11 protein-coding genes are annotated in these 14,415 nt (G+C 73.3%); all 11 read left to right on the top strand.

The window, feature by feature from the left end:
• Window positions 1–89 precede the first annotated feature (89 nt).
• The 11 genes from HN031_RS06380 to HN031_RS06330 all read left to right on the top strand — a co-directional run bounded on the left by HN031_RS06380 (window position 90) and on the right by HN031_RS06330 (window position 14,388).
• A complete protein-coding gene (locus HN031_RS06380; protein WP_172267813.1) occupies window positions 90–2,312 on the top strand; it encodes a 3-hydroxyacyl-CoA dehydrogenase NAD-binding domain-containing protein in 2,223 nt (740 codons plus the stop codon).
• Window positions 2,313–2,535: 223 nt separating this feature from the next.
• Complete coding sequence (locus HN031_RS06375; RefSeq protein WP_172267810.1) at window positions 2,536–3,243, top strand: ABC transporter ATP-binding protein; 708 nt, start codon at window positions 2,536–2,538, stop codon at window positions 3,241–3,243.
• Window positions 3,227–4,765: a hypothetical protein gene (locus HN031_RS06370; protein ID WP_172267807.1), complete on the top strand. Its 1,539-nt coding sequence runs from the start codon at window positions 3,227–3,229 to the stop codon at window positions 4,763–4,765. Before HN031_RS06375 ends, HN031_RS06370 begins: the two co-directional genes overlap by 17 nt.
• A 96-nt stretch (window positions 4,766–4,861) precedes the next feature.
• Entirely contained in the window at window positions 4,862–5,446 is a 585-nt protein-coding gene (locus tag HN031_RS06365) for a TetR family transcriptional regulator (protein WP_322423524.1), read from the top strand.
• A complete protein-coding gene (locus tag HN031_RS06360) occupies window positions 5,443–6,231 on the top strand; it encodes a TIGR03084 family metal-binding protein (RefSeq protein ID WP_367650669.1) in 789 nt (262 codons plus the stop codon). The genes HN031_RS06365 and HN031_RS06360 overlap by 4 nt, the downstream gene beginning before the upstream one ends.
• Window positions 6,228–7,949 (top strand): acyclic terpene utilization AtuA family protein, encoded by a 1,722-nt coding sequence (locus tag HN031_RS21415; protein WP_172267804.1) that lies wholly within the window; start codon window positions 6,228–6,230, stop codon window positions 7,947–7,949. Before HN031_RS06360 ends, HN031_RS21415 begins: the two co-directional genes overlap by 4 nt.
• A complete protein-coding gene (locus tag HN031_RS21410) occupies window positions 7,946–9,079 on the top strand; it encodes an acyl-CoA dehydrogenase family protein (protein WP_172267801.1) in 1,134 nt (377 codons plus the stop codon). Before HN031_RS21415 ends, HN031_RS21410 begins: the two co-directional genes overlap by 4 nt.
• 11 nt (window positions 9,080–9,090) lie before the next feature.
• Window positions 9,091–9,558: an SRPBCC family protein gene (locus HN031_RS06345; protein WP_172267798.1), complete on the top strand. Its 468-nt coding sequence runs from the start codon at window positions 9,091–9,093 to the stop codon at window positions 9,556–9,558.
• Between the two features lie 56 nt (window positions 9,559–9,614).
• Window positions 9,615–11,234 (top strand): acyl-CoA carboxylase subunit beta, encoded by a 1,620-nt coding sequence (locus HN031_RS06340; RefSeq protein ID WP_172267795.1) that lies wholly within the window; start codon window positions 9,615–9,617, stop codon window positions 11,232–11,234.
• Window positions 11,231–13,231: a biotin carboxylase N-terminal domain-containing protein gene (locus HN031_RS06335; protein WP_367650668.1), complete on the top strand. Its 2,001-nt coding sequence runs from the start codon at window positions 11,231–11,233 to the stop codon at window positions 13,229–13,231. The genes HN031_RS06340 and HN031_RS06335 overlap by 4 nt, the downstream gene beginning before the upstream one ends.
• The gene (locus HN031_RS06330) at window positions 13,228–14,388 is read left to right on the top strand and encodes an acyl-CoA dehydrogenase family protein (RefSeq protein WP_172267792.1); all 1,161 of its coding nucleotides are present in this window, start codon (window positions 13,228–13,230) and stop codon (window positions 14,386–14,388) included. Before HN031_RS06335 ends, HN031_RS06330 begins: the two co-directional genes overlap by 4 nt.
• Window positions 14,389–14,415: the final 27 nt, after the last annotated feature.

Here is a 14,415-nt window from a genome sequence, read left to right as displayed (position 1 = left end):
CCCCCGGGTAGTCCAGTGAGAACTGGCTGTCCCAGGGCCGCTCGGACGACCACTCGCCACTGGACTACCCCGGCAGAACAGGAACACCCATGACTTCCACCGACACCCAGACCGCCGTCCGCTACGACCGCGACGCCGACGGCATCGTCACCCTGACCCTCGACGACCCCACGGCCAGCGCCAACACCATGAACGAGCTCTACCAGTCGTCCATGGAGGCGGCGGTCGCCCGCCTGCACGAGGAGCAGGACGACGTCACCGGCGTGGTGCTCGCGAGCGCCAAGAAGACCTTCTTCGCCGGCGGCAACCTCAAGAACATGATGAGCGCCACCCCGGACGACGCCGAGGAGATCTTCGCGATGGGCGAGGCCGTCAAGGCCAGCCTGCGACGGCTCGAGACCTTCCCCCGCCCGGTGGTCGCAGCGATCAACGGCGCCGCGCTCGGCGGCGGCCTGGAGATCGCACTGGCCGCGAACCACCGCATCGCCGTCGACGACCGCTCGGTGAAGATCGGCCTGCCGGAGTCGACGCTCGGCCTGCTGCCCGGCGGCGGCGGGGTCACCCGCGTCGTACGCATGCTGGGGCTCCAGTCGGCCCTGATGGACGTCCTCATGCCCGGCACGCAGTTCGACCCGCAGGGCGCGCTCGCCAAGGGCCTCGTCGACGAGCTCGTGCCGACCCGCGAGGAGCTGTTGCCGGCCGCGCGGGCGTGGGTCCTCGAGCACCGCGACGACGAGGACGCGGCGCGCAACCCGTGGGACCGCGCGGGCTACAAGATGCCCGGCGGCACTCCCAGGACCCCGGCGCTCGCGCAGTTCCTGCCGGCCTTCCCGGCGCTTCTGCGCAAGCAGACCAAGGGCGCCGTCTACCCCGCCCCGCGCGCCATCATGAGCGCCGCGGTCGAGGGCGCGCAGGTGGACTTCGACACCGCCTCGCGCATCGAGAGCCGCTACTTCACCAACCTCGTGGTGAGCCAGCAGGCCAAGAACATGATCCAGGCCTTCTTCTTCGACCTCCAGGCCATCAACTCGGGCTCGCTGCGCCCGCAGGGCATCGAGCGCTGGCAGGCCACCAAGGTGGGCGTGCTCGGCGCCGGGATGATGGGCGCCGGGATCGCCTACTCCTGCGCCCGCGCCGGCATGGAGGTCGTCCTCAAGGACGTCTCGGTCGAGGCCGCCGAGAAGGGCAGGGCCTACACCGCCAAGCTCAACGCCAAGGGTGTCGAGCGCGGGAAGATCAGGGCCGAGAAGGCCGACGAGCTGCTCGGCCGGATCACCGCCACCGCCTCGCCCGAGGACCTCGCCGGCTGCGACCTGGTGATCGAGGCCGTCTTCGAGGACCCCTCGCTCAAGGCCAAGGTCTTCGCCGAGGTGGCGCCGTACGTCGACGCCGACGCGCTGCTGTGCTCCAACACCTCCACCCTGCCGATCACCGAGCTGGCCACCGGCGTCGACCGCCCGGCCGACTTCATCGGGCTGCACTTCTTCAGCCCCGTCGACAAGATGCCGCTGGTCGAGATCATCCGCGGCGCGGAGACCTCGGACGCGGCGCTCGCCAGGGCCTACGACGTCGTGCAGCAGATCCGCAAGACGCCGATCGTGGTCAACGACGCGCGCGGCTTCTACACCTCCCGCGTCATCGGCACCCAGATCAACGAGGGCCTGACGATGCTCGCCGAGGGCGTGCACCCGGTCTCCCTGGAGCGGGCCGCGACGTCGGCCGGCTTCCCGGTCGGGCCGCTGCAGATCAGCGACGAGCTCAACATGGAGCTGATGGCCAAGATCCGCAAGGCCACCGAGGACGCCGCCGAGCGCGAGGGCATCGAGCTCGGCGACCACCCCGCCGGCGAGGTCATCGCCACGATGATCGGCCTCGGCCGTCCCTCACGCCTCAAGGGCGCCGGGTTCTACGACTACGACGAGGACGGCCGGCGTACGACGCTGTGGCCCGGGCTCGCCGAGACGTTCCCCGTCGCCGAGCAGCAGCCGCCGATCCGCGACGTGCGCGACCGGATGCTGTTCATCGAGGCGCTCGAGACCGCGAAGTGCTTCGAGGAGGGCGTCATCACCTCCGCCGCCGCGGCCAACATCGGCTCGATCATGGGCATCGGCTTCCCGGCGCTCACCGGCGGCGCGGCCCAGTTCATGACCGGCTGGCAGGCGCTCGACGAGACCGGCCACGGCGTCGGCCCGATCGGCTTGGACGCCTTCCTGGCCCGCGCCGACGAGCTCGCCGAGGCCTACGGCGAGCGCTTCCGCCCCACGGCCCACCTCCGCGAGCTGGCGGCGAGCGGCCGGTCCTTCCCCGCCTGACCTCCCGAACTACACGTGACCGGGCACTTCGTGCCCGTCACGCGCACCGACCGGGCACTTCGTGCCGCACCACGGGCAGGAAGTGCCCGGTCGGCGCTGAGGACGGGCACAAAGTGCCCGGTCGGGGGTCAGGACGGGCAGGAAGTGCCCGGTCGGGGGTCAAGACGGGCACGAAGTGCCCATTCGGCTGCAGGGCGTGGTGGCCAGGCGGCAGAATCGAGCGGTGGACCAGCCCCTCTCCCAGCCGGCCGTCGTGGTGCGCGACCTGCACGTGCGCTTCGGTGACGTCGAGGCCGTCTCCGGCGTCGACCTGAGCGCCGACAGCGGCCAGGCCACGGCGCTCCTCGGCCGCAACGGAGCCGGCAAGTCGACCACCATGAAGGTGCTCGCCGGCGTGGTCCCGCCCACCGCCGGCGTGGTCACCGTCGCCGGCCACGACGCCGCCACCGAGGCGCTCGCCGTCAAGCGGTCGGTGGGCTACTGCCCCGACGTCGGCGGCCTGGTCCCGCGCGCGACCCCGTGGGAGCACCTCCAGCTCAGCGCCCGCCTGCGCCGGATGGACGAGTGGGAGGAGCGCGGGCGCGACCTGCTCGAGCGCTTCGAGCTCGGCGACGTCGCGCACAGGGTCGTCGGCGGGTTCAGCCACGGTATGAGCCGCCGCCTCAGCGTCGTCCTCGCCGCCCTGCACGAGCCGGCCGTGCTGCTCCTCGACGAGCCGTTCGACGGCGTCGACCCCCTCGGCGTCGAGGCCACCCTGGAGGTCGTCGCCGACGCCCGCGCCCGCGGCGCCTGCGTGCTGCTCTCCACCCACCTGCGTGACCTGGCCCTCGAGGCCTGCGGTGACGCGGTCGTCCTGCGCGGCGGCAACCGGGTCGCCGCCATGGACGCAGCGGACCTCACCGGCGAGGCCTACCGTGCGCTCCTCGACTGACACCTGGTTCGAGGCCGCCCGCGACACCCGTCACCTGCTGGCCTTCCGCACCGCGGGCGTACGACGTCCGGGTGCCGCCGTCGCCGGCCTGGTCGTGGTCCTCGCCCTCACTGCCGCCTTCGGCGTCGGGCCGGCGGGCTTCGACCCCGCCTCGGTGGAGTCGACGCGTCTCACCCGGGCGCTCGCCACGCTGGAGGGCAACCTCGGCGCCACCTACGTCGGCGTCCTCCTGCTGGCGATCAGCGCCTCGATGGGCAGCGGCGGTGGCCGCGAGCTCCTGTCGCGCGGCGAGGCGGCGATCCACCCCGTCAGCCCGGTCACCGAGCACCTCGGGGCCCTCCTCCTCGCGCCGCTCAACCTCGCCTGGCTCGTCCAGACGTGGGCGCTGCTCGCGGTCACCGCGCTCGTCAGCGCCCCCGGACGCCTCCTCGGCGCCCAGCTCGTGGTGCTGGCCTGGGTCCTCGCCGCCACTGCGCTCGGCCAGGCGGTCGGCTGGGCCGCCGAGGGCGTGCGTCGTACGGCCCACGGGGTGGTCGTGGTCCGGGTGGTCGCCGGCGGCGTCGTCCTCCTCCTCGCGGGCCTGCACCTGGCCGGTGCGCTCGGCCCGCTCGTCCGGTCGCTGCCGACGACGTGGGTCGCCGAGACCGGCCAGACCCCCGACTGGCCCGTCGCCGTCCTGGCCCTCCTGGTCCTCGCGGTCGCCGCCGTCGTGCTCGGCGCCCGCCCGGCGGCCTGGGCGCTCGGCCTCCCGCCGCGCGAGGAGCTGCGGGTGCAGTCCGGCGTCCACGAGGCACGCCCCGCGCCCGAGCCCCGCTGGGGCTCGCCCGACCGCGCGCTGCTGCACCGGCTCGACCGTGACTCGGTGTGGCGCTCGGTCGGCATGCGCCGGGGCCTGCTGGTGCTCGGTCTCGGACCGGGGCTGGTTGCCCTCGTCGCCGGGCTCGAGTGGAGCTCGGTGATGCTGCTCCCCGGCCTCACCGCGAGCGGCGCGGCGCTGCTCTTCGGCGTCAACGCCTGGTGCCTCGATGGCAAGGGCATGGTGTGGCGCGAGACCCTCCCGGTCGGCGCCGCCGACGTGTTCGACGTCCGCACCCTCGTGGTCGCCGAGTGCATGGCCATGGTGTCGGGCGTGACGATCGTGCTGGCCCTCCTGCGCAACGGGCTGCCGCCGCTCGTCGTCGGCGTCTCCGTCGCCGCGTGCTGGCTGGTCGTGCTGCTCCAGGTGCTGGCGATCGTGATGACCTGGTCGGTCCGCTCGCCCTACTCCGTCGACCTGGCCTCGCCCCGCGCGACGCCCGCGCCGCACGCCGCGATGGCCGGCTACGCCGGCAAGCTGTCGCTGGTGACGACGCTGACCGGCATCGTCTTCACCACCGCCGCGGCCAGCCCGTGGGTGTGGCTCCCCCTCGTGCTCGCCGTGCCGTTCCTCGCCTGGTCGGGCGTACGCCTGGCCCGGGCACGCCGTCGCTGGCTGGTCGGCGAGGAGCGGGCGCGGATCGTGCTCACCGTCGCCGCCGTGTGACCGCCAGCAGAAAAAGTCAGGCTTGACTGTTTGTTTGTACGACGGCAGGCTGGCGCCGTGTCCTCCGTGCATGCCATTCCCCAGGCTCCGTCGCGGGTGCCGCAGGCTGATCGCACCCGGGCCATGCGGGCCCGGCTGCTCGAGGCGACCGTCGAGCTGCTGGTGGAGCGCGGCTTCGCCGGGACCACGACCACCCTCGTCTCCGAGCGGGCCGGCGTCAGCCGGGGAGCGCAGCTGCACCACTTCCCGACCAAGAACGACCTCGTCGTCGCCGCCGTCGAGCACCTCACCGAGCGCCGCGGGGCCGAGCTCGCGGAGGCGGTGGCCCAGCTCCCGGCCGGCGGGCGGCGCACGCGCGCCGTGGTCGAGGTGCTCGGCGACCACTTCTCGTCCCCGGTCTTCGCCGCGGCGCTCGAGCTCTGGGTCGCCGCCCGCACCGACGAGGCCCTGCTCGCCGCGCTGCGGCCGCTCGAGCAGCGCGTCGGCCGGGAGGCGCACCGGATGACCGTCGCCGCGCTCGGCGCTGACGAGTCCCGGCCCGGCGTGCGCGAGCTCGTCCAGGCGACCCTCGACCTGGTCCGCGGCCTCGGCCTGGCCTCCACCATCTCCGACGACTCGGCGCGGCGCCGCCGGATCCTGCGCGAGTGGGCCGACGTGCTCGACAAGGAGCTGGCGCCGTGACGCCCCCGAAGGTCCTCGCCCAGGTGCTCGCCGACCTCGCCGAGGAGGGCGACCGGCTCGAGCAGCTCGTCGCCGGGCTGGACGACGACGGCTGGCGCACCCCGACCCCGGCGCCGGGCTGGGACGTCGCCGCGCAGGTGGCGCACCTCGCCTGGACCGACGAGGTCGCGCTGAAGGCGGCCACCGACAAGGAGGCGTGGGACGGAGCGGTCCTCGCCGCCATGGCCGACCCCGAGGGCTTCGTCGACCGGGAGGCGCTGGCCATCGCCGCGTCCGAGCCCGACCTGCTCGCCCGCTGGCGCCGCTCCCGGGCCGACCTGCGCGCCGCGCTGACGGCGTACCCCGCGGGCGAGCGGATGCCGTGGTTCGGCCCGCCCATGTCGGCGACCTCGATGGCGACCGCGCGGCTGATGGAGACCTGGGCGCACAGCCTCGACGTCCACGAGGCCCTCGGCGCGCCCGTCCGCGACACCGACCGGATCCGCCACGTCGCGCACCTCGGCGTCCGCACGCGCGACTTCGCCTTCGCGGTGCACGGCACGGACGCGCCCGCGGAGGAGTTCCGCATCGACCTGGTCGCGCCCTCCGAGGACGTCTGGTCGTGGGGCCCGGAGGACGCCGCCCAGACCCTGACCGGCAGCGCCGGCGACTTCTGCCGGCTGGTCACCCAGCGCGTGCACCGCGCCGACACCGACCTCGTCGCCACGGGACCCGACGTCGACCGCTGGCTCGACATCGCGCAGGCCTTCGCGGGCCGGCCGGGCACGGGCAGGCCGCCGCGATGACCGCACCGATCCGGATCGGCAACTGCTCCGGCTTCTACGGCGACCGGCTCAGCGCGATGCGCGAGATGCTCGAGGGAGGCGAGCTCGACGTCCTCACCGGCGACTACCTCGCCGAGCTCACCATGCTGATCCTCGGCAAGGACCAGCTCAAGGACCCCGCGCTCGGCTATGCCCGCACCTTCGTCCGCCAGCTCGAGGACTGCCTGGGGCTCGCGCTCGAGCGAGGCGTGCGGATCGTCGCCAACGCCGGTGGCCTCAACCCGGCCGGTCTCGCCGACAAGGTCCGCGAGGCCGCGGCCGGCCTCGGGCTCGACCCGCAGGTCGCCCACGTCGAGGGCGACGACGTCCGTCACCTGGCCGGCGGCCTGGGCCTCGACCACGCGCTCACCGCCAACGCCTACCTCGGCGGCTTCGGGATCGCCGCCGCGCTGTCGGCGGGCGCCGACGTCGTCGTCACCGGACGTGTCAGCGACGCCTCGCTCGTCGTCGGCCCGGCCGTCGCCCACCACGGCTGGAGCGCGACGTCGTACGACGAGCTGGCCGGTGCCGTCGTGGCCGGCCACGTCATCGAGTGCGGCACGCAGGCGACGGGCGGCAACTTCAGCGGCTTCCTCGACCTGCCCCGCCGCGACCGCCCCCTGGGGTTCCCGGTCGCCGAGGTCGCCGCCGACGGCTCGAGCACCATCACCAAGCACCCGGGCACCGGCGGCGCGGTCACCCTCGGCACCGTCACCGCCCAGCTCGTCTACGAGATCCAGTCGACGCGCTACCTCGGCCCCGACGTGACCGTGCAGCTCGACGCCGTGCGCCTCGAGCAGGCGGGCGAGGACCGGGTGCGGATCTCCGGCGCGGTCGGCGAGGCGCCCCCCGAGCAGCTCAAGGTCTGCGTCAACGAGCTCGGCGGGTGGCGCAACAGCGTCGAGCTGGTGCTCACCGGGCTCGACGTCGAGGCGAAGGCGCAGTGGGTGCGCGAGCAGCTGGGGCCGCGGATCACCGCGGCCGAGGTGGTGTGGTCGGACGTCACCCCACCGCCGCCCGACGCCGACACCGAGGAGGCCGCCTCCGCGCTACTGCGCTGCACGGTCAAGGACGTCACGCCCGACCCCGTCGGCCGCGCGTTCACCTCAGCGGTCGTCGAGCTCGCGCTCGGGTCCTACCCCGGGTTCACCATGACCGGACCGCCCGCACCTGCGACCCCCTACGGCGTCTACCGCGCCGCCTTCGTCGACCGCGCCCACGTCACCCACACGGTCGTCCACGCCGACGGCCGACGCGAGGTCGTCGCCGACCCGGACCACGTGGTCGCGCCGGCGGAGGCACCCGGAGCCCGCCCGTCGCCGTACCCGGCCCGCCCCGACGTGCTCACCCGCCGCCTGCCGCTGGGCACCTTCGTCCACGCCCGCTCCGGCGACAAGGGCGGCGACGCCAACATCGGGCTGTGGGTCGCGCACGACGGCGTCGACCCCGCGACGTACGACGCCCGCGTGCAGTGGCTCTTCAAGATGATGTCGCCGCGCGGGATCCCGATGCTGCTGCCCGAGGCGGCCGACCTCGACGTCGACGTGTGGCTGCTGCCCCACCTCGGCGCGGTCAACGTCGTGGTCCACGGCCTGCTCGGCGAGGGCGTCGCCGCCTCCACGCGCTTCGACCCCCAGGCCAAGGGCCTCGGCGAGTGGCTGCGCTCGCGGGTCGTCTCGATCGAGGACTCGCTGCTGTGACCACCGAGCGAGACGCGCTGCGCGCCACCGCGGCCGGCTTCGTCCGCCGCGAGGTCGTGCCGCACCTGCAGGACTGGGAGGACGCCGGCGAGGTCCCGCGCTCGCTGCACCGCACCGCGGGCGACCTCGGACTGATCGGGGTGGGCTTCGCCGAGGGGGTCGGCGGCAGCGGCGGCGACCTCCTCGACTCCGTCGCGATGCAGGAGGCGATGTTCGACGTCGGCGCCTCCAGCGGCCTGATGGCCGCCCTCTTCACCGCCGGCATCGCCCTGCCGCACCTCGCCGCCAGCGGCGACGCCGACCTCGTCGACCGCTTCGTGCGCCCCACGCTGGCCGGCGAGGCGATCGGCTCGCTCGCGATCACCGAGCCCGGCGGCGGCTCGGACGTCGCGCGTCTCCGGACGACGGCCGTGCGCGACGGCGACCACTACGTCGTCACCGGCGCCAAGACGTTCATCACCTCCGGCGTCCGGGCCGACTTCGTGACGACGGCCGTCCGCACGGGCGCACCCGGCCACGGCGGCATCTCCCTGCTGGTGGTGGAGAAGGGCACGCCCGGCTTCAGCGTCGACCGGTCGCTGCGCAAGATGGGCTGGCACTGCTCCGACACCGCCGAGCTGTCCTTCGTCGGCTGCCGGGTGCCGGTGGCCAACCTCGTCGGGGCGGAGGGCTCGGGCTTCGCGCAGGTCGCCGACCAGTTCGTCGTGGAGCGGATCGCCCTCGCCGTGCACGGCTACGGCATCGCGGCGCGCTCGCTCGACCTCGCGGCGGCGTACTGCCGCGAGCGCACGACGTTCGGCCGGCCCCTGCTCGCGAACCAGTCGGTGCAGCACACGCTCGTCGAGATGCGCCGCCACGTCGAGGTGGCCCGGACCTACACGCGCGACGTCGCCGCCCGGCACGTGGCCGGCGACTTCGTGGTCGCCGAGGCCTGCCTGGCCAAGCAGACCGCCGTGGACTGCGCGGCCTTCGTCTGCGACCGGGCCGTGCAGCTCTTCGGCGGCACCGGCTACATGCACGGCACCGAGGTGGAGCGGCACTACCGCGACGCCCGGATCCTGCCGATCGGGGGCGGCGCCGACGAGGTGCTGCGCGACCTGACGGCCAAGCTGATGGGCTACGCGTCATGAGAGGAAGCTCGATGGTCAAGCTGCCGTCCCTGGGGGACGAGGTCTCGGTGTGGATGGACGCCCCGCCCGCCGAGGTCTGGGACCTCGTCAGTGACGTGACCCGGATCGGCGAGTTCAGTCCGGAGACGTTCGAGGCGCGGTGGACCCGCGGCTCCACCGGCCCCGAGGTGGGGGCGTACTTCAAGGGCCACGTGAAGCGCAACGGCGTCGGTCCGACCTACTGGTCCGGCTGCCGGGTCACCGCCTGCGAGCCGGAGCGGGTCTTCGAGTTCTCCGTCGGCACCGACGCGATCACCGTCAACAACTGGGGCTACCGGCTCGAGCCCCAGGACGGCGGCACCCTCGTCACGGAGTACTTCCGCCTCGACCCCAACCTGCCCACGCGGCTCTACTGGCTCGTCCTGGGACCGCTGCGGCGGCGTACGAACCGGCGCGGGATGCGCACCACGCTGGAGCGGATGAAGGCGGTGGTGGAGTGAATCTCGATACGCCACCTCGTTCCTCGGCGGCTACTCGATCACCGAACGCGGTTGCGATGCTCGACAAGCTCGCCGACCTCGAGGCGCAGCACGCGGTCGCGGTGGCCGGCGGCGGGCAGAAGTACGTCGAGCGCCACCACGCGCGCGGCAAGCTGACCGCCCGCGAGCGGATCGAGCTGCTCGTCGACCCGGGCTCGGCGTTCCTCGAGCTCTCCCCGCTGGCCGGCTGGGGCTCCGACTTCACCGTCGGGGCGTCGGTCGTCACCGGCATCGGCGTGGTCGAGGGCGTGGAGTGCCTGATCAGCGCCAACGACCCGACCGTCAAGGGCGGCGCGAGCAACCCGTGGACGGTGAAGAAGATCTTCCGCGCCTCGCAGATCGCCGAGGAGAACAACCTCCCGACGATCTCCCTCGTCGAGTCCGGCGGCGCCGACCTGCCGACGCAGAAGGAGATCTTCATCCCCGGCGGCCGGCTGTTCCGCGACCTGACCCGGTCCTCGGCGCGCAAGCAGCCCACGATCGCCCTGGTGTTCGGCAACTCGACCGCCGGCGGGGCGTACGTCCCCGGGATGAGCGACTACACGGTGTTCGTGCGCGGCGCCGCCAAGGTGTTCCTCGGCGGCCCGCCGCTGGTGAAGATGGCCACCGGCGAGGAGTCGGACGACGAGTCGCTCGGCGGCGCCGAGATGCACGCCCGGGTGTCCGGCCTGGCCGACTACCTCGCCGAGGACGAGCACGACGCGCTCCGCATCGGGCGGCGGATCGTGGCGCGGCTCAACCGGCGCAGGCCGGAGCTTCGCACCCGAGTTCCGTACTTCGAGGCCGAGATCTCCACCTCGAAGCACGGCGGTCCCCGGATATCCGGGGACTCCAGAGCCTTCGCCGACCCCGACGCCGACCCCGAGGGCCTCCTCGACCTCATCCCCGCCGACCTCAGGGAGCCGTTCGACCCGCGCGAGGTGATCGTGCGCGTCGTCGACGGCGCGAGTGAGCACAACGGCCGGCCCTTCGACGAGTTCAAGCCGCTCTACGGCACCTCGCTGGTCACCGGCTGGGCGCAGCTCCACGGCCACCCGATCGGCATCCTGGCCAACGCCCAGGGCGTGCTGTTCTCCGAGGAGGCGCAGAAGGCGACGCAGTTCATCCAGCTCGCCAACCAGTCGGACACGCCGCTGCTGTTCCTGCACAACACCACCGGCTACATGGTCGGCAAGGACTACGAGCAGGGCGGGATCATCAAGCACGGCGCCCAGATGCTCAACGCCGTCTCCAACAGCACCGTCCCCCACCTCAGCGTGGTCATGGGGGCGTCCTACGGCGCCGGCAACTACGGCATGAACGGCCGCGCCTTCGACCCGCGCTTCCTGTTCACCTGGCCGAGCGCGAAGTCCGCCGTGATGGGCCCCGCGCAGCTCGCGGGGGTGCTGTCGATCGTCGCCCGCGCCGCCGCCGAGGCCAAGGGACAGGCGTACGACGAGGACGGCGACGCCGGCATGCGCGCGATGGTCGAGCAGATGGTCGAGGAGCAGTCGCTGCCCTACGCGCTGTCGGGGATGCTCTACGACGACGGCGTCATCGACCCCCGTGACACCCGTACGGTGCTGGCCATCTGCCTGTCAGTCATCAGCAACACGACGTGGACCGGTGCCGGCGGATACGGGGTGTTCAGGCCGTGACGACTCCCATCCAGCTGGTCGCCGTCGCCAACCGCGGTGAGATCGCCAGCCGCGTCTTCGCCACGTGCCGCCGCCTGGGCATCGAGACGATGGCGGTCTTCTCTGACGCCGACGCCGACCTCCCGTTCGTGGCGGACGCCGACTACGCCGCCCGCCTCCCGGGCAGCATCCCGAGCGAGACGTACCTGCAGGGCGAGCGCATCGTCCGGCTCGTGCGCGCCAGCGGAGGCCAGGCGGTGCACCCCGGCTACGGCTTCCTGTCGGAGAGTGCCGACTTCGCACGCGCCGTGCTCGACGGTCAGCTCGTCTGGATCGGTCCGCCCCCTGAGGCCATCGAGGCGATGGGATCCAAGGTCCGCTCCAAGGAGCTCATGCGCGCCGCCGGTGTGCCGACCCTCGAGGCGCCCGCCGAGCCCACCGAGTCCGACCTCCCGCTCCTGGTCAAGGCCAGCGCCGGCGGCGGGGGGCGCGGGATGCGGGTCGTCCGGCGGCTCGACGACCTGGGGTCCGAGGTGGCTGCGGCGGAGGCGGAGGCACGCAGCGCCTTCGGCGACGGCACCGTCTTCGTCGAGCCCTACGTCGAGTCCGGACGCCACGTCGAGGTGCAGGTGCTGTTCGACACCTACGGCTCCGGCGTCGCGCTCGGTGACCGCGACTGCTCGCTCCAGCGCCGCCACCAGAAGGTGATGGAGGAGGCGCCGGCCCCAGGATTGACCGACGAGGTCCGCGAGGGGATGCACCAGGCCGCGGTGGAGGCGGGCCGGGCCGTCGGCTACGCTGGCGCCGGGACCGTCGAGTTCCTGTACGACCCTGCCACCGGGCGCTTCTGGTTCCTGGAGATGAACACCCGGCTCCAGGTCGAGCACCCGGTGACCGAGTGCGTCATCGGTCTGGACCTGGTGGCCCTCCAGATCGGCGTGGCGGAGGGTCGGACCCTGGCCGAGCTGCTCCCCGACGGCGTACCCGCGCCCAGCGGCCACGCCGTCGAGGTACGCCTCTACGCCGAGGACCCCGCAGCCGACTGGCAGCCGACGGCGGGGCGGCTCGCGCGCTTCGACGTCCCTGCCGACACGTCCTTCGGCCTCCTGGCCCGCCACGGCATCCGGGTCGACGCGGGCTACGCCTCGGGCGACGTCGTGGGTACGCACTACGACGCGATGCTCGCGAAGGTGATCAGCTGGGGTCCCGACCGCGGGTCGGCCCTGCGCTCGCTCAGGGGCGCGTTGAGGCGTGCCCGGCTGCACGGCATCGCCACCAACCGGGACCTCCTCATCGCCGCTCTCGGCGACCGCGACACCCTCGCGGGCACGATGACGACCTCGACGCTCGAACACCGGCTGGCCAAGGAGTTCGCGGACCTCGCCCCGGCTGGCGACCCGGACTTCGCTCCGTTCGTGGCCGCGATCGCGCTCGCCGCCCGGGACACCGAGCAGCGCACCGTGCAGCGTGGCGTGCCGACCGGCTGGCGCAACGTCGTCTCGCAGCCGCACCGCACCACCTTCCTGGTCAGCGGGCGCGACGAGCCGGTCGTGGCCGAGTGGTACGGCGATCGGGACGGCTTCCGGAGTGCGGGCGAGGAGGACCTCCACGTGATCGAGGCGACCCCGCGACGTGTGGTGGTCGAGCGGGGCGGCTTCCGTCAGTCCATCGACGTGCACATAGACCCGGTGACGGGCGAGGTGCACCTCGACGACGACTCGATGGTTCGGCAGAGCCTGCGCCTGCTGCCCCGTTTCACCGACCCGGCCGACGCGGTGGCGAGCGGCTCGCTGCTCGCGCCGATGCCCGGCACCGTCGTCACGGTGGCCGTCGAGCCCGGGGACGCGGTCGCCGCCGGCGACGTCGTCCTGGTCCTCGAGGCGATGAAGATGCAGCACACCGTGACCGCGCCGCACGACGGCACGGTCGCCGAGGTCAACGTCGAGCCCGGGGCGCAGGTCGCGTCCGGGGAGGTCCTGGCAGTCGTGGCCAGCGAGGAACCCGAGGAGAGCCCATGAGCACGTTCACCGAGTCCGAGGAGCGCCAGGAGCTGCGCCGCCAGGTCGCCAAGATGGCGGCCGGCTACGGCCGCGAGTGGTTCGTCGAGCGCGCCCGCTCGGGCGAGAAGACCACCGAGCTGTGGCTCGACATCGCCCGCGCGGGCTACCTCGGCGTCAACCTCCCCGAGGAGTACGGCGGCGGGGGCGGCGGCATCGGCGACGTGGCCGCGGTCTGCGAGGAGCTCGCCGCGCAGGGCTGCCCGCTGCTGATGATGGTTGTCAGCCCGGCGATCTGCGGGACGGTCATCGCCCGCTACGGCACCGAGGAGCAGAAGCAGCGGTGGCTGCCCGGCATCTGCGACGGCACCGCGACGATGGCGTTCGCGATCACCGAGCCCGACGCCGGGACCAACTCCCACAACATCACCACCACCGCGCGCCGCGACGGCGACGGCTGGGTGCTCCGCGGGCAGAAGGTCTACATCTCCGGCGTCGACGAGGCCGCCCACGTCCTCGTGGTCGCCCGCGCCGAGGACGCGCGGACCGGCAAGCTCAAGCCGTGCCTGTTCGTGGTGCCGACCGACGCGGCGGGCTTCGACTTCACCGCCATCGCGATGGAGATCGTCAGCCCGGAGAAGCAGTTCCAGGTGTTCATCGACGACGTCCGGCTGCCGGCCGACGCGCTCGTCGGCGACGAGGACGGCGGGCTGGTCCAGCTCTTCGCCGGCCTCAACCCCGAGCGGATCATGGCGGCCTCGTTCTCGACCGGCCTCGCCCGGCACGCGTTGGAGAAGGCGTCGGCGTACGCCCGCGAGCGCATCGTCTTCCAGGTGCCCATCGGCGCCCACCAGGCCATCGCCCACCCGCTCGCCATGGCCCACGTGGAGAACGAGCTCGCCCGCCTGATGACGCAGAAGGCGTCTGCGCTCGTCGACGCCGGCGACGACCTCGCGGCCGGAGAGGCCGCCAACATGGCGAAGTACGCCGCCGCGGAGGCCGCCGTCCACGCGGTCGACGCGGCCGTCCAGACCCACGGTGGCAACGGGATCACGCAGGAGTACGGCATGGCCGGCATGCTCGTCGCCGCCCGTGCCGGCCGGATCGCGCCAGTGAGCCGGGAGATGATCCTCAACTTCGTCGCGATGCACAGCCTGGGGCTGCCGAAGTCCTACTGAGGGTTCCAGGCGCGCGGTGTCGGTCCC

Origin of the sequence: Nocardioides sp. zg-1308 (assembly GCF_013155375.1) — a bacterium.
In the GTDB taxonomy this organism is placed as follows: domain Bacteria; phylum Actinomycetota; class Actinomycetes; order Propionibacteriales; family Nocardioidaceae; genus Nocardioides; species Nocardioides renjunii.
This window is presented reverse-complemented; position numbering and strand designations above follow the sequence as displayed.

Bases quoted from the DNA above. Each gene is read 5' to 3' on its own strand.
- HN031_RS06380 (WP_172267813.1), top strand. From the start codon at position 90: ATGACTTCCACCGACACCCAGACCGCCGTCCGCTACGACCGCGACGCC.
- HN031_RS21415 (WP_172267804.1), top strand. From the start codon at position 6,228: ATGACCGCACCGATCCGGATCGGCAACTGCTCCGGCTTCTACGGCGAC.
- HN031_RS06345 (WP_172267798.1), top strand. From the start codon at position 9,091: ATGGTCAAGCTGCCGTCCCTGGGGGACGAGGTCTCGGTGTGGATGGAC.
- HN031_RS06340 (WP_172267795.1), top strand. From the start codon at position 9,615: ATGCTCGACAAGCTCGCCGACCTCGAGGCGCAGCACGCGGTCGCGGTG.
- HN031_RS06330 (WP_172267792.1), top strand. From the start codon at position 13,228: ATGAGCACGTTCACCGAGTCCGAGGAGCGCCAGGAGCTGCGCCGCCAG.